This window comes from Streptomyces sp. NPDC087440 (assembly GCF_044744005.1).
GTDB lineage: Bacteria > Actinomycetota > Actinomycetes > Streptomycetales > Streptomycetaceae > Streptomyces.
In genome coordinates this window covers 99,997-121,813 of the sequence record NZ_JBIUXN010000021.1, presented here as the reverse complement: position 1 = coordinate 121,813, position 21,817 = coordinate 99,997, and the positions used below count along the sequence as shown (strand labels likewise).

General features: G+C 72.1%; 21 protein-coding genes. 12 read left to right on the top strand and 9 right to left on the bottom strand.

Annotated features, from left to right (window positions below; translation table 11 throughout):
• The first annotated feature begins 38 nt into the window (after positions 1–38).
• Entirely contained in the window at positions 39–1,421 is a 1,383-nt protein-coding gene (locus tag ACIO3O_RS32925) for a dicarboxylate/amino acid:cation symporter (RefSeq protein ID WP_401752286.1), read from the top strand.
• Between the two features lie 819 nt (positions 1,422–2,240).
• The gene (locus ACIO3O_RS32920) at positions 2,241–2,600 is read left to right on the top strand and encodes a hypothetical protein (RefSeq protein WP_401752284.1); all 360 of its coding nucleotides are present in this window, start codon (positions 2,241–2,243) and stop codon (positions 2,598–2,600) included.
• Positions 2,601–2,649: 49 nt separating this feature from the next.
• Here ACIO3O_RS32920 and ACIO3O_RS32915 read toward each other — a convergent pair whose 3' ends face one another.
• The 9 genes from ACIO3O_RS32915 to ACIO3O_RS32875 all read right to left on the bottom strand — a co-directional run bounded on the left by ACIO3O_RS32915 (position 2,650) and on the right by ACIO3O_RS32875 (position 12,457).
• Positions 2,650–3,528: a DUF6282 family protein gene (locus tag ACIO3O_RS32915; RefSeq protein ID WP_401752282.1), complete on the bottom strand. Its 879-nt coding sequence runs from the start codon at positions 3,526–3,528 to the stop codon at positions 2,650–2,652.
• Entirely contained in the window at positions 3,515–4,252 is a 738-nt protein-coding gene (locus ACIO3O_RS32910) for an RraA family protein (protein WP_401752280.1), read from the bottom strand. The genes ACIO3O_RS32915 and ACIO3O_RS32910 overlap by 14 nt, the downstream gene beginning before the upstream one ends.
• On the bottom strand, positions 4,249–6,480 hold the full coding sequence (locus ACIO3O_RS32905) for an isocitrate/isopropylmalate family dehydrogenase (RefSeq protein WP_401752279.1): 2,232 nt from the start codon (positions 6,478–6,480) through the stop codon (positions 4,249–4,251). The genes ACIO3O_RS32910 and ACIO3O_RS32905 overlap by 4 nt, the downstream gene beginning before the upstream one ends.
• Positions 6,477–7,259 (bottom strand): hypothetical protein, encoded by a 783-nt coding sequence (locus tag ACIO3O_RS32900; RefSeq protein WP_401752277.1) that lies wholly within the window; start codon positions 7,257–7,259, stop codon positions 6,477–6,479. Before ACIO3O_RS32900 ends, ACIO3O_RS32905 begins: the two co-directional genes overlap by 4 nt.
• Positions 7,256–8,188, bottom strand: a complete 933-nt coding sequence (locus ACIO3O_RS32895; RefSeq protein WP_401752276.1) for a hypothetical protein — start codon at positions 8,186–8,188, stop codon at positions 7,256–7,258. The genes ACIO3O_RS32900 and ACIO3O_RS32895 overlap by 4 nt, the downstream gene beginning before the upstream one ends.
• A gap of 263 nt (positions 8,189–8,451) precedes the next feature.
• Positions 8,452–9,372, bottom strand: a complete 921-nt coding sequence (locus tag ACIO3O_RS32890; RefSeq protein ID WP_401752274.1) for a LysR family transcriptional regulator — start codon at positions 9,370–9,372, stop codon at positions 8,452–8,454.
• Between the two features lie 138 nt (positions 9,373–9,510).
• Positions 9,511–10,794: a multidrug effflux MFS transporter gene (locus ACIO3O_RS32885; protein ID WP_401752272.1), complete on the bottom strand. Its 1,284-nt coding sequence runs from the start codon at positions 10,792–10,794 to the stop codon at positions 9,511–9,513.
• 33 nt (positions 10,795–10,827) lie between these two features.
• Positions 10,828–12,219, bottom strand: coding sequence for an FAD-binding protein (locus ACIO3O_RS32880; protein ID WP_401752270.1), 1,392 nt, complete (start codon positions 12,217–12,219; stop codon positions 10,828–10,830).
• Between the two features lie 40 nt (positions 12,220–12,259).
• Positions 12,260–12,457: a 4-oxalocrotonate tautomerase family protein gene (locus ACIO3O_RS32875; RefSeq protein WP_401752268.1), complete on the bottom strand. Its 198-nt coding sequence runs from the start codon at positions 12,455–12,457 to the stop codon at positions 12,260–12,262.
• A gap of 467 nt (positions 12,458–12,924) precedes the next feature.
• Between ACIO3O_RS32875 and ACIO3O_RS32870 the strand changes: the two genes are divergently transcribed.
• The 10 genes from ACIO3O_RS32870 (at position 12,925) to ACIO3O_RS32825 (ending at position 21,814) form a co-directional block, all read left to right on the top strand.
• Positions 12,925–13,734 (top strand): alpha/beta fold hydrolase, encoded by an 810-nt coding sequence (locus ACIO3O_RS32870; protein ID WP_401752266.1) that lies wholly within the window; start codon positions 12,925–12,927, stop codon positions 13,732–13,734.
• Positions 13,731–15,296 carry an amino acid adenylation domain-containing protein gene (locus ACIO3O_RS32865; protein ID WP_401752265.1) on the top strand — a complete coding sequence of 522 codons (1,566 nt, stop codon included), beginning with the start codon at positions 13,731–13,733 and terminating at the stop codon, positions 15,294–15,296. The genes ACIO3O_RS32870 and ACIO3O_RS32865 overlap by 4 nt, the downstream gene beginning before the upstream one ends.
• The gene (locus ACIO3O_RS32860) at positions 15,293–15,586 is read left to right on the top strand and encodes an acyl carrier protein (RefSeq protein ID WP_401752263.1); all 294 of its coding nucleotides are present in this window, start codon (positions 15,293–15,295) and stop codon (positions 15,584–15,586) included. The genes ACIO3O_RS32865 and ACIO3O_RS32860 overlap by 4 nt, the downstream gene beginning before the upstream one ends.
• Positions 15,583–16,743 (top strand): acyl-CoA dehydrogenase family protein, encoded by a 1,161-nt coding sequence (locus tag ACIO3O_RS32855; RefSeq protein WP_401752261.1) that lies wholly within the window; start codon positions 15,583–15,585, stop codon positions 16,741–16,743. The genes ACIO3O_RS32860 and ACIO3O_RS32855 overlap by 4 nt, the downstream gene beginning before the upstream one ends.
• A gap of 83 nt (positions 16,744–16,826) precedes the next feature.
• Entirely contained in the window at positions 16,827–18,017 is a 1,191-nt protein-coding gene (locus ACIO3O_RS32850) for an acyl-CoA dehydrogenase family protein (RefSeq protein WP_401752259.1), read from the top strand.
• A gap of 41 nt (positions 18,018–18,058) precedes the next feature.
• Positions 18,059–18,547, top strand: coding sequence for a flavin reductase family protein (locus ACIO3O_RS32845; RefSeq protein WP_401752258.1), 489 nt, complete (start codon positions 18,059–18,061; stop codon positions 18,545–18,547).
• A 58-nt stretch (positions 18,548–18,605) separates the two neighbouring features.
• Entirely contained in the window at positions 18,606–19,022 is a 417-nt protein-coding gene (gene panD / locus ACIO3O_RS32840) for an aspartate 1-decarboxylase (RefSeq protein WP_401752257.1), read from the top strand.
• A gap of 41 nt (positions 19,023–19,063) precedes the next feature.
• Positions 19,064–19,801, top strand: a complete 738-nt coding sequence (locus tag ACIO3O_RS32835) for an SDR family NAD(P)-dependent oxidoreductase (protein ID WP_401752255.1) — start codon at positions 19,064–19,066, stop codon at positions 19,799–19,801.
• Between the two features lie 97 nt (positions 19,802–19,898).
• Positions 19,899–20,711, top strand: coding sequence for a phytanoyl-CoA dioxygenase family protein (locus ACIO3O_RS32830; RefSeq protein ID WP_401752253.1), 813 nt, complete (start codon positions 19,899–19,901; stop codon positions 20,709–20,711).
• A complete protein-coding gene (locus ACIO3O_RS32825) occupies positions 20,708–21,814 on the top strand; it encodes a zinc-binding dehydrogenase (RefSeq protein ID WP_401752251.1) in 1,107 nt (368 codons plus the stop codon). Before ACIO3O_RS32830 ends, ACIO3O_RS32825 begins: the two co-directional genes overlap by 4 nt.
• Positions 21,815–21,817: the final 3 nt, after the last annotated feature.

The window sequence follows — 21,817 nt, the reverse complement described above, 5'->3', positions numbered from 1 at the left end:
CTCCTGCCTTACGCAGCTTCCTTCACCGGAGTGTGTCCGTGTCCGCGTCTCCCGCGCAGAAGGCCGAGCAGGCCGAGCAGCCTGCAGAGCCCAAGAAGAAGAACCCCATATCCAGGATTCCGTTCTGGGTGCAGATCGTCGCCGGTCTCGTGCTCGGTGTCGTGTTCGGCTGGCTGGCCCGTCAGTACGACGTGGACTGGCTGAAGACGACCCTGGAGACCATCGGCACGATCTTCGTCGGGCTGCTGAAGCTGGCCGTCGCGCCGCTGGTGTTCTTCGCCATCCTCGTCTCGATCACCAACCTCCGCCAGGTCAACAACGCGGCCCGCCTCGCGTCCCGCACCCTGCTCTGGTTCATGATCACCTCGCTGATCGCCGTCGCCATCGGCATGGCGCTCGGCCTGCTCACCAACCCGGGCGAGGGCACCGGGCTCTCCCGGGCCGACGGTGCGAAGCCGGAGAGCGCGGGCACCTGGCTCGACTTCCTCAAGGGCATCATCCCGAAGGACATCATCACGCCCTTCCAGGACCTCGAAGTCCTCCAGATCGTCTTCATGGCGGTCGTCGCCGGTATCGCCGCCCTGGCCATCGGCGAGAAGGCCAAGCCGATCCTGACGCTGTCCTCCTCGGTGCTGGAGCTGCTCCAGAAGGCCCTGTGGTGGGTCATCCTGCTCGCCCCGATCGGCACCATCGGTCTCATCGGCAAGGCGGTCTTCAAGTACGGCTGGGACCTGCTGGCCCCGTACGCGACCTTCACGATCGACATCTACGTCGGTTGCGCCCTGGTCCTCTTCGGCGTCTACCCGCTGCTCCTGGCCACGGTCGCCAAGGTCAGCCCGCTGAAGTTCTTCAAGGGCGCCTGGCCGGCCATCCAGCTGGCCTTCGTCTCCCGCTCCTCGGTCGGCACCATGCCGGTCACCCAGCGGGTCACCGAGCGCCTGGGCGTTCCGAAGGAGTACGCGTCCTTCGCGGTTCCCTTCGGCGCCACCACCAAGATGGACGGCTGCGCCGCGATCTACCCGGCGCTTGCCGCGATCTTCATCGCGCAGATCTTCGGCGTCCAGCTCGGCGTCAAGGAGTACCTGCTGATCGCGTTCGTCTCGGTCATCGGCTCCGCGGCCACCGCGGGTCTGACCGGTGCGACGGTCATGCTGACCCTGACCCTCTCCACCCTGGGCCTGCCCCTGGAGGGCGTCGGTCTGCTGATGGCGATCGACCCGATCCTGGACATGATGCGTACGGCGACGAACGTGGCCGGACAGGCGCTGGTTCCGGTGATCGTGGCGGCACGCGAGAAGATCCTCGACCACGACGCGTACAACTCGGCGTCGGCGGACCCGGTCGAGGAGTACGAGGCGACGGCGTCGGAGTCTGCGGCGTCCGAGTCCGAGTCGAAGGAGCGGGTGCCGGTCCCCGCGTGACCGCAGCCTTTCCGTACGTACGGGAGCCCCCCTGCCCCCTTTGGGCCGGGGGGCTCCCGTGCGTGGTGTTCCGGGCCGGGGGCGGGGAGTGCGGCCCCGGCTGGGCGGGGCAAGGGGGCCCCAGCCCCGCCCCTTCACCTAAAGCGCTTGGCCGCGCGGCTTGTGTGTGTGGGGGGGGCTCGCGCAGTTCCCCGCGCCCCTTTCAGGGCGCAGGGGACCTTCGGCCCGGAGGGGCGGGACTTCTGGCCCGTGGGGGGCGGGCGGTGCGCTGCTAGCGTGGAGGAGCCGCGCGGACCGGTTCGACGCTCCGCGCGCAGCATCCGCGTGCACGCCTGACGACCCGGCAGCACGACGTACCGGCCGAGAGGAGGCGACCGTCCCATGGATCACAGTCCGAGTTGCGCTGACCGCACCGCACTCCGCGTCGCCTCCGTCGCTTTCGCGCGCTGAATCCCAGCCGCTTCAGCCCCCGGTAGCGGGCATGCCCGGGCTCTTCGCCCCGGCGTGACCCCGGCGAGTCGAGTGCACTCAACTCCTCGCTGACATCACCGCATCACTGCATCACCACCGCATCCGCGCGCCCGCGCGGCCCCGCCGCGGCGTGCTTCCGCATGCCCCGGTGGCGTCGCCGCGTCCCGTGCGCTCCGGGTGCCCGCACAGAGGGAGCTCTGTCATGCTCACGATCTTCCGACTGGCCGCCCTGCGCCGCCGCCTGGCCAGGGCACCGCTCGACAACGCGGTCTGCCTGGCGCTCTCGCGGCGTACGGGACGGCACTAGCCCCCGAAATCAATCCCCGTTTCACCCATCAGGAGAACCTCATGAACACGAACACCACCCACGCCACCCACACCACCCTTGCCGGGTGCGAGAACCACCCCGAGACCGTCGAGCTGCTGCGCGAAATCCGTGACGAGCTGCGGGACTTCAACAAGGACATGGACCGGCTCAACCAGCTGACGGAGGAGCAGGTCGTGTCCACCGTGCAGAACCGCAAGGTCGCGGCGATCACCCTGATGTTCGTGATCCCGTCGACGTTCGCGGCCATCCCGGGCGCGAACTTCGAGCACCTCAACGAGTACGGCTTCGACAACTTCTTCGCCCTGCCGGTCCTGGTGGGGTCGGTGGTGCTGTCGGCGCTGGCCACCTTCGGCCTCGTGAAGAAGAAGGGGTGGCTGTAGGGCCCTCCGGCTCCGCGGGGGCCGGGCCGACGCCGGGCGGCCCCGTGGTTCACACGGTCAGCATCGCCAGGGGGGCGGAGTGGGTGACCTCCCTGATCCGCCCGGGTGTCAGTCCGGCCTGCCGGAACGCCGTCCGGCTCCAGTCGAGCCAGGGGCCGATGTCCATCTGGGAGGGCTGGCCGAGGTCGGAGCTGTAGACGGTCCTCGGGAGGAGGGACAGGACGTCGTCGAAGTCGGTCCGGTCCTGGTACCCGAGGAGGAGGGTGAGGGCGGTCTGCTCGGTCCACACCTGTTCGGCCGCGGCCACCTCCACCAGGTCCTTGCAGGTCAGCCCGGTCATGGGATTGGCGGGCTGGTTGAGCATGAGGCGCGGCAGGTCCAGGCGTACGGCCTCCTCCACCAGCAGCCGCACCTCGTGGCCGTCGGCGTGGCCGGTGGAGATGACGACCGGCAGGTCCCGGGCGGCGCGCAGGAGTTCGCGCACCTCGGGGCGGAGTGCGCCGCTGTCGTCGGTGACGGTGAGCGGGCGTTGTCCGTCGGCGAGGAGCGGATGGGAGGGGGTGCGGGCCAGACGGCTGCGGTGGGTACGCCCGGTGACGGTGGGGAGGTGGACGATCAGCCGCAGACCGCTGTCGTCGCCGTGCTGGATGACGGCCTGCTCGACGGCGCGCGGGTCCATGCCGCCCGCCAGGTCGTTGAGGACGATCGAGCCGGAGACGGGCAGCCCCTGCTGCCGCGCCTCCCAGGCCTGGGCCGCGGTGGAACCGAGGTGGTTCTTCAGGACGACCCAGCCGGAGTGTGCGGCGTAGACCGACCCCGCACCGGTCGCGGTGTGCCGGCGGACGTAAGCGTCCGGGCCGACATGGTGGTGCACGTCGATGAAGCGGGCGTCCCGCGGGGACGGCGCGGCGGGTTCAGCGGCGGTCATCTTCGCCCCCGTCCTCCCACGGGCGGGCGTAGCCGAAGCGGGCCCGGGCCTCGTCGAGACGGCTGCCGCCGAGCGCGGCCTCCCGGATGCGGGACTCGGTGCGCTCCACCGCTTCGGCGCGGCGCACGACCTCCTCGACCAGAGCGGCCGGGATGCGCAGCGCGCCGTTGTCGTCGGCCAGGATCCAGTCGCCCGGGGCGACCGACGTACCGGCGATGTCGACCTCGACACCGGTGCGGTCGAGCATCACCCGGTTCTTGCCGCTGACCATCGTCACGTTGGTGCTGAACAGCGGGTATCCGGCGCTGCGGCTCTCCCGTACGTCCCGTGCCGAGCCGTGCACGACCGTGCCGGAGACGCCTCGGTCCAGGGCGACGGAGCTCAGCAGGGAGCCCCAGGTGGTGCAGGTGCGGCTTCCCCCGTTGTCCACGACGACGACCGATCCGGCCGGTACGTCGTCGAGGTAGTCGGCGGCGCCGCGGAACACGGTGTCGTCGTCGACGGCCCGGTAGCGGACGGTGAAGGCGGGTCCGCAGGCGACGGCGTCCGGGGTGCGGGCCGCGATGCCCGGCAGCACCCCGGCCGGGATGCGCAGACCGTCCATGGCGTCGGCCACGGCGGCGGTGTCCAGGCGGAGCAGGCGCTCGCGCAGCGCCGCGACCTCGACCTCGCCGAGGGCGGGGGCGGGGGCAGGGGCTTGGGCGGCGGCTTGGGCGGTGGTCATGCGGATTCCTCCGTACGAAGAGTGAGGTGCCGGGCGGCGGACCAGGCCGCGAACTCGGTGAAGTACGTGGTGACTTCGGCGCCCCGGTTGGGGATGCTCAGGGTGTCGGTGCGCCGGCCGGTTTCGTCGCTGACGGTGCAGGTGAGGGCGACCGTTCCGGTGTACGTCGTGCGGTTGCCGCCCTCCCGGACGCCCGACAGGGAGACCTGGAGCGTGCCCGTGCCCGTGCCCGTGCCGTCGCCGGTCGGGCGGTCGCGCTCGCGTGCCAGCTCGCTCGCGAGGGCGCCGTCGGTGAGCCGGTCGTCGAGGTCCAGGGCGAGGCCGTGCCGGTCCAGGAGCAGCGCGAGCTCCTGGACCGCGGTGCGGTCCCGGTCGGTGACGACGTACGGCGCGAGGGCCGTGTCGAGGCGCTCGGCCAGGTCGTCGGCGGCGTCGGGCGGGCAGTCGAGCCGCACGTCGACGTACGGGTAGTGCCAGCGGTACGCGGGCCTGACCGCCACGCCGCTGTCCTTGACGAGGGCGTCGACCAGGGCCGCCGCGTCCGCCTCGACGAGGCCGAGCGTGCGGCGGAAGACGGTGGTCGTCGCGGCCGGTTCGGGCAGGTCGGGCAGGCCGTCGCGCAGGACGGCCGCCAGCATCGGCAGGCACTCCTTCGGCGGGCCGGGCAGCATGATCACCGTGCTGCCCCGGGACACGGCGGAACAGCCCCAGGCGGTGCCGCCCGGGTTCGGCAGCAGGCCGGCGCCCTCGGCGAACAGCGCCTGGCGGCGGTTGTCGTCGTGGACGGCCACCCCGAACCGGGTGAGGCGTTCCACCACCCCCTGCCAGGCCTCCTCGCGGTGCTCCAGCGGGCGGTCGAGGGCGCGGGCCACGGCGCTGCGGGTGACGTCGTCGGAGGTGGGGCCGAGCCCGCCCATGACCACGATCACGTCGTCGCGGCCGAGGGAGGGCCGGACGGCGTCGTCGATGTCGGCCTCGTCGTCGCCGACGGTGTGGCGCACGCGCACCGCGATGCCGCGTTCGGCGAGCATCCGGGCGGCGTCGGCGGCGTTGGTGTCCGCCAGGTCGCCGCGCAGGAGTTCGTCGCCGATCGTGACGACGGCGGCGGTGGGGGTGGCGCGGTGCCCGGCCGGCCGGGCCGCGTCGATGACGGCCCGGGCCATGTCGGTGGTGGTGGCGGTGCCGCCGAGGTCGTAGGTGACCCGGTCGCGGCGGCGGACGACATGGCGGACGGCGTCGTGGACGGTGTCCGCCGCGTCCGGGAAGCCGAGGTGTTCCAGCATCAGGCCGATGGTGAGGAACGCCGCGGCGGGGTTGGCGCGGCCGCGTCCGGCCATCGCCGGTGCGCTGCCGTGCACCGGCTCGAAGTAGTTCCCCCGCGCGCCGATGTTGGCGCTGGGCGCGAGGCCCAGGCCGCCCATCACGCCGCCGCCGAGGTCGGAGAGGATGTCGCCGAACATGTTCTCGGCGACGATCACGCCGAAGCGCTCCGGGCGGCGGGCCATCCACAGGGCGACGGCGTCCACGTTCAGGACCTCGAAGGGAATCTCCGGGTAGTCGGCGGCGATCGCCTCCAGCCGTTCCCGTACGTACGCGCTGCTGTGGCGCAGGACGTTGGGCTTGTCGGCCAGGGTGACCCGGTCGTGGCCGTGCCGACGGGCGGTCTCGAAGGCGAACCGCAGGATGCGGTCCAGTCCGTACGAGGTCTGGAGCCGGACGGCGGCGGTGGCACCGTCGCGCCCGCTGCGGCGTGCGTTGGGGTGCTCGGCGACGAGCGGCCACAGGGCGTCCGGCACGCGGCTGAAGTCCAGGCCCGCGTACAGGCCCTCGGTGTTCTCCCGTACGACGCAGAAACGGTACGGGGTGCCGCCGCCGAGATGGTTCTCCACCGGGCGCAGATTGGCGAACAGGTCGAGCCGCTGGCGGAGTTGGATGATGGGGGAGATGTACTGCGGGGCGCTCTCGCGCAGTTCCGGGGCGAGTTCGGCCAGTGCCTCGCGGCGCGGCTTGCTGGTGGTGGCACCGAGCAGGACGGCGTCGCTGCGGGCGATCAGGTCCCAGGTGCGGTCGGGCACGGGGTTGCCCCCGGTGCGCCAGCAGTCCCAGCCGATCTCGCCGAACTCCAGGTCGACGGGGAGGGCGAGGTCCGCGAGCACCGGCAGTGCGGCGTCCAGGACCTCGGGTCCGATTCCGTCGCCGGGCAGTACCGCGACGGTCTTGCGGTTCATGAGTCTTCAGCTCCGAGGAATCGGGTGACGGCGGCGTCGGTGAGGTCGGGCCGGTCGGCGTGCGGGCGCATTCCGGCCCGTGGGACGCCCACGAGCCGGTGCTGCGGGCCGGGGCCGGTGGCCAGGTGCCTTCGCCGTACGAGCAGGGACTGTTCGCCGTAGAGGTGCAGCAGCGGGCCGGGGAAGTCGTGTACGGGGGCCCGGGCGTCGGCGTCGAGCAGCAGCCGCAGCCCGGCGGCGAGCCGATGTCCTGCCAACTCGTCGTCGGGGGAGGGGGGATGGTCGGGTGCGGGTGCGGGTGCGGTGGCGGCCGGTCGGTCGGGACCGCGGACGGCCTCGTCGAGGAGGCGCAGGGCGGCGGGCAGTCCCTGGTTGGCGACGGCGGACGCGATCCGCTCCAGCGTGGTGTTCAGCTCGTCGTCGGCGACGGTGGGGCCGGAGAGCAGCAGCACCCTGGCCCGACGGGTCCACTCCTGGGCGAGCAGGGCCTGGACGACGGCGCCGCCGAGGGCGTTGCCCGCCAGCAGGTCGGGGGCCGCCGCCGCGAGGTACGGCGCCCAGCGGTTCACGAGGGCCTTGAGGTCGTCGCCGTCGTGCAGCAGCGACAGGGTGTCGTAGACGGTGACCCGGTGCCCCGAGGCGAGCAGCGGCCCGGCCGCCCGCCGTAAGAAGGCGCCGTGGTCCCAGCGGGGCAGTACGGGGGCGAGGACGACCGCGTGGCGCGGTGCGCCGGGATCGCCCAGAACGGTGTGGACCGGTTCCGGGTGAGGGGAACTCACCGGGCACCCGCCGCGGTCAGCTCCCGGGCCGCCGAGAAGGCGTCGCCGATCCGGTCGACGGGGAGCTTGGCGCGCTCCTCGACCGACAGGTCGAAGTGCCCGAGGACCAGGTCGGGCAGCGGCAGGGACGGCGTGGCCTGCTCGATCTCGGACTCCATGCGGTGGGCGAGGCCCAGGATCCGGCCGAGGTCGTACGTGTCGCCGCCGGTGCCCCGGCCGAGGTAGGCCAGCCACTGCTCGGTGACCAGGTTGCCCGGGCCCTTGCCCATGCCGAGGATGGAGGAGTCGATCCAGGTGGCGCCCGCGTCCACGGCCGCGATGGCGTTGGCCAGTGCCAGGCCGAGGTTGTTGTGGGCGTGCAGGCCGACGGCGGTGTGGGTCACCGACCGGACCAGGGTGACCAGTTGGGACACCTCTTCGGGCAGCATGCTGCCGTTGGAGTCGGCGAGGTAGACCACGTCCGCACCGGCGTCGCCGGACATCCCGGCGAGTTCGACCAGTCTGCGGCGGTCGAGTTGGCTGACCCGGGTGATGTTGACGGTGGTGGTGAACCCCAGCTCGGCGGCGCGGGAGAGCAGGGCGAGCCCCGGCTCGGGTGCACCGGAGGGGAGGCAGAACCGTACGAGCCGGACCCCCGCCTCGTACATCCCCGAGAGGTCCTCCTCGGTGATGTTCTTCGGGTGCAGGATCATGCAGAGGCGGTCGGGGGAGACGACTTCGGCGACCGCGCGTATGTAGTCGTCCGCGCCGACGCCGGTGCGGCCGATGCCGGGCTTGGTCATGAACGAGCCGTTGCGGTAGCCGATCTCGACCCACTCCAGGCCCGCCGCGACGCTCTCCCGGGCGTGGTGCAGCGCGTAGTCGAGCGGGAAGTCGAAGTTGTTGCGGTAGCCGCCGTCACGCAGCGTCACATCAAGGTTGACGATCATTACCCCTCCATAGCTGGCGCACTCAGTGGGCGGGGTGGTTCTCGGCGTACGGAATCCGTTAAGAATCGACGCATCGGCCGGAAAATGATCATTAATATCGGCGGGATTTCTCCAGATGAATCCCGCACCACCCCGTTGTCGCGCTTCCGGTTCACTTCAATACTCCTCGGCCGAGAGAAAACGTCGGCGAGTGGAACGCCGGAAGCGCGCTGTCCAAAATCTATCGCATGCAATCCAAAGAATCGTAAGGCCGAGGCAAAGAGTCAGTCATGCGGGGACGTGTGTTTCTCTGCCGCCACCTTTCGGCGAACTTGTGCGCTGGTGGCCTCAAGCAACTCCAATCGCTTGGGAGCGACGTTTTCCGGGAGTGCGAGAAACATACGGATGGTGATGGGCTCCCCCCTGAGCGGAAGCAGCGCAATCCGCCGGGAGGAGACCGTCTCGGCGGCCGCCGGGTACACCAGCGTCCAGCCGGCGCCGCCCGCGCCGATCTCGGCGAGGGTGTTCTGCAGCCCGGCGAAGGGCGGGCCCAGCGACGGCTCGAAACCGGCCCTGCGGCAGGCGGCGGCGACGGTGTCGAAGAGGACCGGGTTCGCGTCCCGGGAGGTGATGCGCAGCGGCAGCCCGGCCAGCTCGGCCAGGTCCAGGCACGCGCGGTCGGCCAGCGGGTGCGCGGCCGGCAGCGCGACCACGAGCGGGTCGTGCCAGAGGGTAAGAAGATGCAGGCCAGGGGCGCTTTCGACACCTCGCACAAAGGCGGCGTCCAACCGTCCGGCACGTACCTGCGCCAAGCGCGTGGGGGCGTCCAGGGTCTGGAACTCGAAGCGGGTGCCCGCGCCGGACGCGGGCAGTGCGTCCAGGAAGTCGTCGAGGCGTCGCCCCAGGGCGGAGCTGATGCCGACCCGGAAGGTGGACTCGTCCTGCGTGGCCAGTCGCTCGGCCTTCACCGTCAGCGCGTCCAGGGCCTTCAGCAGCTCTCGCCCCTCCGGCAGCAGGGCCTCACCGGACGGGGTGAGGGTGACGGCGCGACCGGACCGGTCGAACAGCTCGACGCCCAGCTCCCGCTCCAGCCGGCGCACCTGCTGGCTGACCGCGGGCTGGCCGATGTGCAGCCGCTCCGCCGCCCGGCCGAAATGCAGCTCTTCGGAGACAGCGATGAAGTACTGGATCTGGCGCAGTTCCACGGGATCCCCCAACCCCTCCGGGCGGCCCCGTCGTTGAATGGCGAATCATTTCACCTGCAGGGTCGCTGCGGCCGGAATCATCGCACACCGCGGAGCGGCACCCAACGGGTGGGTGCCGCCTACAAGTAGTTTGTTCCGCTAATTAATGGGGGTTCCTTGCAAGTCCTTTACCCGGACGTCGTTTCCCCGAATTGATTCGGCCCGCTCCTTTACGGTCCGCTCTTTTCGGGCGGCCAGGGAAAGGAACAAAGCAAAGGCGGCGACACCGATTGTCGCCGCGGCCACGACGAACCAGCCGAGGGCGAACAGATCGCCCGAGGGCAACCGGCTGGAAAGGAAAATGCCCAGCGATGCGCCCAGCAATTGGAGCGCTCCCATCAGTCCGGAGGCGGAGCCCGCCGTCGACCGGAAGGTCGTCACCCCCGCGCTCATGGACAGCGGCAGCAGGAATCCGTTGCCGAAGGTCATCACCGGCATGAAGACCAGCACCAGCAGGCCCCAGTCCGCCCCCGCGCCGCTCAGCCCCAGGCCCAGCATCATCAGCGCCCCGAGCAGGAAGAACCCGTGGCCCGCCCAGAGGAGCTGATGGATGTGCCGCGTGCGGACCAGTGCCCGGGAGGTGAGATTGCCCGCGACGTACGCGATCGAGACCGTGATGTAGCAGTAGCTGGTGGTCTCGGTGGCCAGGCCCATCCGCTCGAAGATCAGCGGGGAGGCCGCCAGGTAGCCGAAGTAACCCCCGTACGCCACCGCGAGGTTGGCGGTGTAGGCCCAGAACAGCGGGCGGGTCAGCAGACGGGGGTAGTTCCTGAGGGTGGCTCCCAGGTGCTTGCTGCGGCGCTCCGGCGGCAGGCTCTCGGGGATCGCGACGACCATCACGCACAGCGTCGCCAGGCCGATCAGGGCGGTGACGACGAACGGCGCCCGCCAGGAGACGTACGTGGTCAGGTATCCGCCGACCAGCGGGGCCACGGACGGGGAGACGCCGACGATCGGCATGACCGTGGCGAACATCCGGGCCGCGTCCTTCTCCTCGTACAGATCGCTGATCACGGCCCGTCCGAGCACCATGCCCGAGCCCGCGCCCAGCGCCTGGAGCAGCCGTCCCGCGCCGAACACTTCGACGGTGGGCGCCACCGCGCAGACCAGGGAGGCCAGGACGAACAGGCCGAGCCCGGAGATGATGACGCGCTTGCGGCCGTACGCGTCCGAGATCGGCCCGTAGACGGCCTGCGAGAGGGCGATGCCGATCATGAACGCGCTGAACGTCCACTGCACGGACGCCACCGGGGTGTCCAGTGCGTGCGCGGCGGCCGGCACACCCGGCAGATTGATGTCGGAGGCGAACAGGCCCCCGGCGTTCAGCGAGCACAGGACGGCGAGCAGGAGCCCGTGGGACGTGCGGGGTGACGCTGTCTTCATGGCACGTGGCAACTTTCTGGGTCGTGGGCGAGGTCAGGGAGACGGGGATGGGGGCGGGGCCGGGTCGGCGGAGTTCTGTGCCCGGGCGATCTCCGCCCCGGCCAGCCGCCCGAAGGTCAGCGCCCGCAGTGCCGACGTGGCCCCCGCGCAGCGGCCGCAGTGGAGCCCGGCCGTCTCGCCGACGGCGTACAGGCCCTCAAGGGGCTCGTTCCTCCCGGTCAGCACCCGTGAGCGGGCGTCGGTGCGCAGTCCGCCGAAGGTGAAGGCGATGGCGCAGTGCACCGGCCAGGCCATGAAGGGACCGGCGTCCAGCGCCAGCGCCCAGTTGGACTTCGGCGGGACCAGATCCACCGTGTGCCTGCCGTCCGGCCGGGTCGGATCGTACGGAGCGGTCGGCCGGCAGGCGGCGTTGAACCGGTCCACGGTGCGGGTCAGTTCGTCGGGTGCGAGGTCCAGGCGGCGGGCCAGCTCGGCGATCGTGGGAGCGGTGATCGGGTTCTGGTCCCTCACCAGCAGCCGCTCGTGCCCGTCGACCCGCAGGATCTTGGCGTCGCAGATCAGGTACGCGGACTGCCGGGCCTCCCGCCAGATGCTGAAGGCGACGTCGCCGAAGGTGTTCTCGGGGGTGTCCGCCCCCTCGTCCACGAAGCGCCGGCCGTCGGCGTCGACGAGGATCCCGTACGGATAGGCCAGGATCAGCGCCCCGGTCGGGTGGCTGCGCGGGTCCACGGGCTCGCCGTGGAAGCGGTCGTAGCGCCCGCCGCGCGCGGCTCCCACCGCCACCGCCATCTCGATGCCGTCGCCCGTGCTGTTCCGGCCGCCGGGGGTCGAGACGGGCAACTCCCCTGCTGTGGCGCCGATATGACGCTCCAGCAGGTCCGGACTGCCCTGGAAGCCGCCGGAGGCCAGGACGGTGTGCCGTGCGGCGACGTGCCGGGTCCTGCCGTCCTGCTGTACGTAGACACCGTTGACCGTGCCGAGGCCGTCGGTGCTCAGCCCGGTGGCCCGCGCTCCGTAGCGGATCGAACCGCCCAACAGCTCCAGCGACCTGGCGAGACCGTCCACGAGGCTCGCGCCGCAGGTCTCGAACGGCACGCCGTGCCGGTCCGCGAGCCAGCGCACGGTCGGCTCCGCGTGCGCACACAGCACCGCGATGTGCTCGGCGTCCCCGAGCCCCTCGGTCGGCTCGTGCGGGCGGCACCCCAAGCCTTCGGCGGGCCCGGGGGGCGGGAGGGACGAGCGGGTCCGGGCGGTGCTCCAGCCACGGAGGTAGCGGCTGGAGCGTTCCAGGACCAGGACCCGGCCGCCCGGCGCGTTCTCGGCGAAGCCGACCGCCGCCGCGAGCCCGCCCGCACCGCACCCCACGACCAGCAGGTCCCAGGGGGCGGCGGAGGAGGGCCGGGTGGTGCCAGGCAGGTCGCTCACGGCGGCTCATCCACTCCTGTTCCAGCGGACCGGCCGGGGGTCAGCGCTTGGCCGCGCGGGCGGCCAGCGTCTCGCCGGCGACGGACCAGCTGTCGGTGCCGATCTCCTGCACGGTCACCCACACGCTCTCCGGCTTGCTCCCGGTGGCCCTGACGTACGCGTCCGTCAGCTCGCGGACCAGTTCGGCCTTCTGCTCGGCGGTCTTGCCGGGGGTCTGCTGCACGTGGATGAGAGGCATGGTGTTCTCCGGGGTCGAGGTCGGGCTGACGAAGCGCGGCTCCCCGGCAGTGCGCGGGGCCGTCGCCGATCCAGTCCAACACCGGCCCCAGCACCGGCCAAGACGCAATTCGCTCTGCCTCGATCACGAATCGTGATACGTCCGGGCTCCTTGAGATCCGTGGCCCATTCACCCCAACTCCCGTGGAATCCATCAGGAAACGTGATCGTCTCATTGTGAATCGGGTGTGGTTCGCCCTCTTCCCTCTGTGGTCGACTGGCTCTGTCCGAACGGCTCGGCCGTCTGCGAGGGACACCGCCCACGCGGCGGAGCGCACCTTTCCCGCACCTCCTCGGGCACCTTCAGCCGACTCGTGCGACGGATCGCCGAGCCTGCGCAACGGATCGCGGAACGCGCAGAACTGATCGCCGGACTCGCAGAACTGATCGCCGAACCCGCGGAATTGATCGCTGAGAAGGATTCCTCCTGTGCCTGTCATCGATACGAGCAACGGCCCGCTCGAACACGTCCTCCTGGACGGCGACCCGGACCTGGCGCCCCTGGTCTTCCTGCACGGCGGGCTCGGCTGCCTCGCGGCCTGGGGGAGCTTCCCCGCCCGCCTCGCCGAGGCCACCGGGCGCCGCGCGCTCGTCTACTCCCGCCACGGCCACGGCGGCAGCGGCCCCGACCCGCTGCCCCGCACCCCCCGCTACATGCACGAGCACGCCCAGGACGTGCTGCCCGAACTGCTGGCCGCGCTGGGCCTGCACCGCCCCGTCCTGGTGGGCCACAGCGACGGTGCCTCCACCGCCCTGCTGCACGCCTCGGCGCACCCCGTGGAAGCGGTGGTCGGGATGGGGCCGCACCTGTTCTTCGAGGAGGCGAACCGCATCGGCATCGAGAACGCCCGCGCCGCGTACGAGGCGGGTCCGCTCGCCCGGAAGCTGGCCATGGTGCACGACGACCCCCACGGGGTCTTCGACCGCTGGAGCGGGGTGTGGCTCTCGCCCGCCTTCCGCAGCTGGAACATCGAGCCCGAACTCGACGTCACCGCACCGGTGTTGATGATCCAGGGCGACGCGGACGAGTACGGGTCGCTGGCCCAGGTCGACGCCGTCGAGCGGGCGGTCGCCGGCCCCTTCCGGCGCCTGGTCCCCGAGGGCGGCGACCACTACCCCCACCTGGGCGCCCCGGAGCTGGTCGCCGACACCGTCCGCGACTTCCTCGCCGAGCACGCCCGGTCCGCGCAGGCGGCCCGGTCCGCGGAGCACGCCCGGTCCGCCGAGGCCGCCCGATGACCGTTCACGCCCCGGTGCGCCGCCTCGACGCCCTGCTGGCCCGCTCCGCCCGCCGCCACCCCGGCCGCACCGCCCTGGAGGGCGCCGGTGAGAGCTGGACGTACGCCCAACTCGAAGCAGCAGTGCAGGAGTTGGCGAACCAGCTGGTCGCCGGCGGGGTCGCTCCCGGTGACCGCGTCGGTGTCTACGCGCCCAAGGCCCCGGCCACCGTCATCGCCCTGTACGCGGTCCTGCGGGCCGGCGGTGTGGCCGCGCCCCTCGACGTGGCCGACCCCGCGGAACGTACCGCCCGCATGATCCGCAACGCGGGCCTGTCCCTGCTGCTGACCGACGGCCGCGCACTGCCCGGCGCCCACCGCGCCGCCGCCCGCGCCCGCGACGGGGCACCCGCCCCCGAGGCCCCCTTCGCGCACGGTCTGCACGGGCTGCGGGTCCTCGCCCCCGAGGAGCGGCCCGCACCCCTGCCCGGGCCCACCGCCCTGGGCGGCTACCTCCTCTTCACCTCCGGCTCCACCGGCTGGCCCAAGGGCGTTCTCCTCTCGCACGAGAACGTCGCGCACTACGCGCTCTGGGCCGCCGAGGAGTTCGGCCTCACCCCGGACGACCGGATCGGCTCGCAGGCCGCCCTCACCTTCGACCTGACCACCTTCGACCTGTTCAGCGCCGCCGCCGCGGGGGCCTGCACGGTGCTGATGCCGGACCTGCTGCGGTCCTTCCCGCGCGATGTCGTCGCCTGGCTGACCGAGCAGCGCATCACGGCCTTCATGGCGGTGCCGTCGCTGTACCAGAACATGCTCCGGCAGGGCGGCATCGCAGACGCCCCGCCGCCCGCCCTGCGCATCGCGGCCTTCGGCGGCGAGGCGTTCGTCCCCGAACTTCTGGAGCAGTACCTGCGGGTCCTGGACGGGGTGCCCTTCTACAACCTGTACGGGCCCACCGAGACGAACGCCTGCACCTACTACCGGGTGCCGTCCGACTGGACCGCCGACCGGGAACTGCCCATCGGCCGCGGCATCGGCGGCGTCCACATCGACGTACTCGACGAGGACGGCAGGCCCACCGACGGCGAGGGCGAGATCCACATCGCCGGACCCGTCGTCTTCCAGGGCTATCTGCGCGGCGGCGCACCCGTCGACCCCACCGTCACCGTCACCTTCCGGGACGGCGTGGCCCGCCGCGCCCACCCGAGCGGCGACCTCGGCCGGATCAGGTCCGACGGCGAGGTCCTGCTGCGCGGCCGACGCGACAACCAGGTCAAGCGGCGCGGCCACCGCATCGACCTGATGGACGTGGAGAACGCCCTCCTGGAACTGCCGCAGATCACCGCCGCCGCCGTCGTCGCCAAGGGCGGCCCGTACACGGGCCAGATCTGGGCGTACGCACAGACCGGTGCCGCCGAACCCGAGGTCCTGGCCGCGCTGCGCGACGTGCTGCCCCGGCGGATGCTGCCCGACCGGGTCGTCCCCCTCACCACCCTGCCCACGACCACCAGCGGGAAGGTCGACCGTCGCGCCCTGAGCGAGACGGCGGAGCCCGCACTCCTGGAGGAGATCACCGCATGAACAGCGTCGAAGAACTCTGCACCCTCATCGGCAGCCGTATCACCTGGGGGCGCGGCGAGGACGCGAGCTCCCTCGACGCCGACACCCCGCTGCTGGAAAGAGGGCTCCTCGACTCGCTGGCCATCATGGAGATCGTCACGGCCCTCGACAAGGAGGCGGGCGTCGCCCTGCCCGACACCGAGATCGTCGCTGCCAACTTCCGTACGCCCAAGGCCCTGTGGGCCGCCATCGAGAGCCTCCCGGACGAAGCCCGCTCTGGCGGCAGCCTGGCGGGCGGGGCCCGGACATGAGCGCGGCGCTCACCTCGGTGCTACGCTCCGGGGCCCCCGAGACGGAGCAACTCGTCGACGACTTCCGGGACCTGGCCGAGCCGGTGGTGCGCCGGGCCGAGGGCAAGGACTTCCTCGCCCAGTGGCAGGCCATGGCCGACCTCGGTGTGCTCCGGCTCGCCGCGCCCGGGGCCACGGCGCCGGGACCGGTCACCCGCTCGCTCGCCATGGTCGAAGGCATCGGTCTCGCCGGGGCGGAACCAGGGCTGTGCTACGCGCTGACCTCGCAGATCTTCGGGATGCAGTTCCCGCTGCGGGACGCCGTCGGCGCGGACGCCTGGCACCGGGTCGCCGACGTCCAGGAAGGCCGTGCGCTGCTGTGCCACGCGCTGACCGAACGGGGCGGCGGCAGCGACCCGTTCTCCATGCGCACCCGCGCCCGGCCCGACGGCGACGGCTTCGTGCTCGACGGGGCCAAGACGTTCATCACCGCCGCCCCCGTGGCCGACCGGGCGATCGTGTTCGCCCGTACCGCCGAGGAACGCTCGCCGTTCGCGCTCTCCGCCTTCCTCGTCCCGCTCGGCCTGCCGGGGATCAGCCGCGGCGAGACCTTCGCCAAGACCGCCCTGTCCACCGTGCCGATGGGCGAACTCCTCTTCGACGAGGTCCGGCTGCCCGGGAGCGCACTGCTCGGCAGACAGGGATCGGGACTCGCGGTGATGGCCTCCACCACCGCCTGGGAGCGCGCCGTCATCCTCGGCTACGCGCTCGGCCCGATGCGGCGCCTGCTGGCCCGTACCGTCGAATGGGCCGCGGAGCGCGACCACTTCGGCCGCCGGATGGGAGCCAGTCACCAGGTCGCGGCCCGGGTCAGCGACATGGCCCTGGCGCTGCACCGCTCCCGCGTCCAGCTCTACGCGATGGCCGCCCGGCTCGACGCGGGCACGCCCACCCGGCTGCTGGCCGCCGAGGCCGCCCTCACCAAGGTCTCCGTGTCCGAGGACTACGTACGGCTGACCGAACACGCCACCGCGCTGGCCGGCGTCCGGGCCTTCCTGCCCGGCTTCGACCTCGCCGCCGACCCGGCCTCCCCGATGGCGGCCCTCACCTACGCCGGTCCGAACGACCTGCTGCGCGTGAACGTCGCGCGCCAACTCGGCCTGCCCGTCGAGAACTGACCGGCCGACCACCGAGAAGAGCACCACCCGGCCGACCACCGAGTCGAGCACCACCCGGCCGACCACCGATCCGAAGGACTTCGATGACGCTGCCGACCCCCCTGGACGACCTCCTCAAACTCGCCGCGCAGACCGGCGAGCGGATCGCCCCGCTCGCCGCCGACACCGACGCCGCCCGTGACGACGGCCATGAGAGCTACCGCATCCTGCGCGAGTCGGGGCTGCTCGCCCTGCTCGTTCCCCGGCACGCCGGCGGCGCCGGGCTGGGCTTCGGCGACTACTGGCGGGTCCTGGCCGAACTCGGCGCGCACCACGGCGCCGCCGCCCTCGGTCTCAACATGCACCACGTCGTCATCGGCGCGCTCGCCGACGCCGACGGCACCCGGCTGCCCCCGGCCGCCGAGGCGTTCCGCGCCTGGATGCTGGACGAGGTGGTGAGCGGGCGCAAGCTGTTCGCCTCCGCCACCTCCGAGGCGGGCCGAGGCGCGAAACTCCGCGGCATGCAGACCCGTTACCGGCTCAGCGAGGACGGTACGCACTACATCCTGAACGGCAAGAAGTCCTTCGTGTCGCTGGCCGGTGTCGCCGACTACTACGTCGTCGCGGCGTCCGCCGACAACGGCGCCGAGGAGACCGGCGAGGCCTCGCACTTCGTCGTCGCCGCCGACGACCCCGGCGTGACCTTCGGCGCGGTGCAGCACATGGCGGCGATGTACGGCACGAGCACCGCCCCGATGACCCTGGACGAGGTCCGGGTGCCCCGCTCCCGGCTCTACCTGGGCGTCGAGGGCATGTCGCTGTTCAAGGTCGTACGGGAACCGCACTGGATGGTCGCCGGGTACACCGGCGCCTACCTCGGCATCGCCGAGGCGATCTTCCGGCACACCGTGGACCACGTCACCGCCTCGCCCGCCCGCGCCGCATCACCGGTGGTGCACCAGGAGTTGGGCCACATGTCGGCCCGGCTGCGGGCCGCCCGCGCACTGGTGCACGAGGCCGGTGACCTGGTCACCGCGGAGCGCGGCAGCCTGGAGGCCAACGCCATGGTGCACGCCGCCAAGTACGCCGTGGGCGAGGTGGGCCCGCAGCTCGCCCAGGACGCGCTGCGCCTGTGCGGGTCGGCGGCGGTCAGCCGCAGCCACCCCCTGGAGCGGCTGATCCGCGAGGCGCAGTTCGCCCACGTGATGCCGGCCAAGCCGCAGGAGTGCCTGGAGTACCTGGGCAAGGCGGCGGCCGGCGTCAACCTCTACGACGCCCGGGCGTTCGCATGGTGACGCCGGTACGGGACACGTGTGACACCCAGGACCTCCGGGCGGTGACCCGCGAGGACTTCCGGGCCCTGATGGGCCACCACCCCGGCGGCGTCGCCGTCATCACCACCGCCGATCCGCAGGGCACGCCGTTCGGCTTCACCTGCACCGCGCTGTGCTCGCTCTCCCTGGACCCGCCGCAGCTGCTGGTGTGCGCGGGCAACAACGGGAGCACCCTCCCGGTCCTGGCCGCCCGCGGGGCCTTCACCGTCAACTTCCTGCACGGCACCGGGCGGCGCGCCGCCGAGGCGTTCGCCGGTCCGGCCGCCGAGCGGTTCCGGCGCGTCCCGTGGCGGCCCGCACCCGTCACGGGCCTGCCGATGCTGCCCGAGGACGCGCACGCCACCGCCGAGTGCCGGGTCGACCGGCTCGTACCGGCCGGTGATCACACCATCGTGATCGGCGAGGTGCTGCACACCGTGACCCACGCCCAGGCCGCCGAGCGGGCGCCGCTGCTGTACGGCAGGCGCCGCTACGCCACCTGGCCCGAGTGATCAAGCACCGCCCCCCCTGCCTCCCACTGCCCCCCCACCTGACACCTTTGGAGCCCGCATGTACCGCACCCTGATGAAGTCGAAGATCCACCGCGCCACCGTCACCCAGGCCGACCTGCACTACGTCGGCTCGGTGACCGTCGACTCCGACCTCATGAAGGCGGCCGACCTGCTCCCCGGCGAGAAGGTCGACATCGTCGACATCGACAACGGCGCCCGGCTGTCCACGTACGTCATCGAGGGCCCGGCGGGCTCCGGCGTCATCGGCATCAACGGCGCCGCGGCCCGTCTCATCAGCCCCGGTGACCTCGTCATCCTCATCGCCTACGCCTCCGTGACGGACGCCGAGGCCGCCTCCCTCGTCCCGCACGTCGTCTTTGTGGACGAGCGCAACGGCATCGCGGGACTGGGCGGCGACCCCGCCGACGCGCCCGAGGGCTCGGGCCTCAAGCGCGGCGACCTCGTCGCGGGCTGACCGTTCGTGCACGGCACGTCAGACTGCTTCCGGGAGGAACCATGACGCCGCTCTCCGTGGTCAGCGGCGGCACCCGCGGCATCGGAAGGGCGCTGAGCCTGCGGCTCGCCGCCCTCGGCCACCAGGTGATCGCCCTCTACCGGGGCGACGAGGCCGCCGCCCGGGAGGCCGCGACGGCCGGCGAGGGCCGGATCGAGACGCTGCGCTGCGACCTCGCCAGGCCCGAGGAGATCCGGGCGGTGTGCCGCAGGATCACCGACACGTACGGCGCACCGTCGGTGCTGGTCAACAACGCCGGTGTGAACCGCGACCGGCCCTTCCTGTCGATGGCCGCGGAGGACTGGGACACCGTACTGGCCACCAACCTCTCCGGCCCCTTCCACCTCACCCGGGCCCTGGCGCCCGCGATGGCCCAGGCGGGCGGCGGCAGCATCGTCAACGTCGCCTCCACCACGGCGATCCGGCCTCGGCTGAACGGCACCAACTACTGCGCGAGCAAGGCGGGCCTGCTCCAGCTCACCAAGTGCCTGGCCCTCGAACTCGCCCCGCACATCCGGGTGAACGCCCTGCTGCCCGGATTCACCGACACCGAAGAGGTCACCGAGCGCTACCGCCTCGACGACCCCGAGCGACTGGCCGCCGTCCTGGACACCGTCCCGGGACGTCGGCTCGGCACGGCCGACGACATGGCCGACGCCCTGGAATTCCTGGTGACCGCGCGCAGCGGGTACGTCACCGGACAACAACTCGTCGTCGACGGCGGCCACTTCATGGGCTGAGCTGGCCCGCACAGGGCCGGTCAACGCCCGGCCACGCCCGCCCACGCCCGGCCGCGACCTCGACGAATCCCCTCGTACGCCTCAGGAGAAGAAGCACATGCGACTGACCAAGGACCAGACCGACCAGTACCACGAGCAGGGTTTCCTGCTGCTCGAATCCCTCCTCGACCCGCAGGAGGTGGAGTCGCTGCGCGCCGCCTTCGCGCGTGACGCGCAGATACCCGGCCCGCAGCTGGTCACCGAGGACGGCGGCACGGAGGTGCGGGCGGTCTACTCCTCGCACCAGCGACAGCCCGAGTACGCCGGTCTGATCCGTGACCCGCGCATTCTGGAGCCCGTGCGGCAGCTGCTCACCGACGACGTCTACGTCTACCAGTTCAAGATCAACGCCAAGCCGCCGTTCGGCGGCGACAAGTGGGCCTGGCACCAGGACTTCCTGGCCTGGCAGCTCGCCGACAACCTGCCCGCCCCGCGCCAGGTCAACATCGGGGTCTTCCTCGACGACGTCACCGAGTTCAACGGACCGGTCATCTTCCTGCCGGGCTCGCACGCGAACGGGCTGGTCAGCGAAGGCCGTTCGGACTCCGCGAAGTCCACCCAGCACCTCGACCCGGACGACATCTCGCTGTCCCCGGAGCAGCTCGCCGCGCACGTCGACCGGTGCGGCATGACCAGCCCCAAGGGCCCGGCCGGGTCCGTCGTGCTGTTCTCCCCGGAGATCGTGCACGGTTCGTCCCCCAACATGTCGCCGTTCGCCCGTCGGCTGCTGATCGCCACGTACAACGACACCGCCAACCTGCCGAGGCCCACGGGCGAACCCCGTCCGGACTACGTGGTGTGCCGCGACACCGAGCCGCTGCGCCCGCTGACGGCCCCGTTCTCCCGGGCCCTGAGCGGGGTGACGGCATGACCGGGCGCACCGGGCGCGGTGTCGTCCTGGAGGAGTTCGGCAAGCCGCTGCGGCTGCGGGAGTTCCCGCTGCCCCCGGCTCCCGACGGAGGCATGATCGTCGCCTGCGGGTACGGCGGCGTCTGCGGCACCGACCTGCATCTCCAGCAGGGGCACCTGGACATCCCCGTCCCGCTCGTGCTCGGCCACGAAGGGCTGGGTGTCGTACGGGAGTTGGGCGCCGGAATGCACCAGGACGCCACCGGGGCGCCGCTGGCGGCAGGCGACACGGTGATGTGGGCCTCCTCCATCGCCTGCGGCGTCTGTCCGCCCTGCCGGCTGCACCGCGAGCCGACCCTGTGCGAGCGGCGCCGCACCTACGGCGTCAACCGGGCCCTCGCCGACGGGCCGGAGCTCTCCGGGTCCTGGGCCGACCACATCGTGCTGCGGCCCGGCACCACCGTGATCAAGGTCCCGGACGGCACCGATCCGCTCGCCGCCATGTCGCTGGCCTGTGCAGGGCCCACCGTGGCCCACGCGCTGTACGAGCGGCGTCCGGTGCGCCTCGGCGAGCGGGTCATCGTGCAGGGCAGCGGCCCGGTCGGTCTCGCGGCGGCGGCGTTCGCGCAGCTGGCCGGGGCCGCCCAGGTCGTCGTGGTCGGCGGCCCGGCGGCCCGCCTGGAGCGCGCCGCCGCGGCCGGCATCGGGGACGTGCACCTGAACATCGCGGACGCCGCCGACCCCGCGGAGGTGCTGCGTGAGGCGCGGGCCGCCGTCGGAGGGGACGGCGCCGACCTGGTCATCGAGTGCGCAGGGGTGCCGGCCGCCGTCGGGCAGGGGCTCAACCTGGCGCGCAGGGGCGGCAGTTACCTCATCATCGGCCAGTACACCGACGCCGGGGACACCCGGATCAACCCGCACCAGATCGTCCACCGGCAGCTCGACGTCATCGGCTCGTGGGCCTTCACCGGTGCCCATCTCGTGGAGTACGTACGTCTGTTGCCGGCCCTCACCGGCCGGTTCGACCTGGCGAGCCTGGTGACGTCCTTCCCGCTGGACAAGCACGCCGACGCGCTTGCCGCGGTCGCGGACGGTTCGGTGATGAAGGCGGTGCTCACGTCCTGACGG

Coding starts and splice junctions, on each gene's coding strand:
- ACIO3O_RS32850 (WP_401752259.1), top strand. CDS start 16,827: ATGACGCTGCCGACCCCCCTGGACGACCTCCTCAAACTCGCCGCGCAG.
- ACIO3O_RS32835 (WP_401752255.1), top strand. CDS start 19,064: ATGACGCCGCTCTCCGTGGTCAGCGGCGGCACCCGCGGCATCGGAAGG.
- ACIO3O_RS32860 (WP_401752263.1), top strand. CDS start 15,293: ATGAACAGCGTCGAAGAACTCTGCACCCTCATCGGCAGCCGTATCACC.
- ACIO3O_RS32825 (WP_401752251.1), top strand. CDS start 20,708: ATGACCGGGCGCACCGGGCGCGGTGTCGTCCTGGAGGAGTTCGGCAAG.
- ACIO3O_RS32865 (WP_401752265.1), top strand. CDS start 13,731: ATGACCGTTCACGCCCCGGTGCGCCGCCTCGACGCCCTGCTGGCCCGC.
- ACIO3O_RS32875 (WP_401752268.1), bottom strand. CDS start 12,457: ATGCCTCTCATCCACGTGCAGCAGACCCCCGGCAAGACCGCCGAGCAG.
- ACIO3O_RS32905 (WP_401752279.1), bottom strand. CDS start 6,480: ATGAACCGCAAGACCGTCGCGGTACTGCCCGGCGACGGAATCGGACCC.
- ACIO3O_RS32855 (WP_401752261.1), top strand. CDS start 15,583: ATGAGCGCGGCGCTCACCTCGGTGCTACGCTCCGGGGCCCCCGAGACG.
- panD (WP_401752257.1), top strand. CDS start 18,606: ATGTACCGCACCCTGATGAAGTCGAAGATCCACCGCGCCACCGTCACC.
- ACIO3O_RS32915 (WP_401752282.1), bottom strand. CDS start 3,528: ATGACCGCCGCTGAACCCGCCGCGCCGTCCCCGCGGGACGCCCGCTTC.
- ACIO3O_RS32910 (WP_401752280.1), bottom strand. CDS start 4,252: ATGACCACCGCCCAAGCCGCCGCCCAAGCCCCTGCCCCCGCCCCCGCC.
- ACIO3O_RS32920 (WP_401752284.1), top strand. CDS start 2,241: ATGAACACGAACACCACCCACGCCACCCACACCACCCTTGCCGGGTGC.
- ACIO3O_RS32885 (WP_401752272.1), bottom strand. CDS start 10,794: ATGAAGACAGCGTCACCCCGCACGTCCCACGGGCTCCTGCTCGCCGTC.
- ACIO3O_RS32895 (WP_401752276.1), bottom strand. CDS start 8,188: ATGATCGTCAACCTTGATGTGACGCTGCGTGACGGCGGCTACCGCAAC.
- ACIO3O_RS32830 (WP_401752253.1), top strand. CDS start 19,899: ATGCGACTGACCAAGGACCAGACCGACCAGTACCACGAGCAGGGTTTC.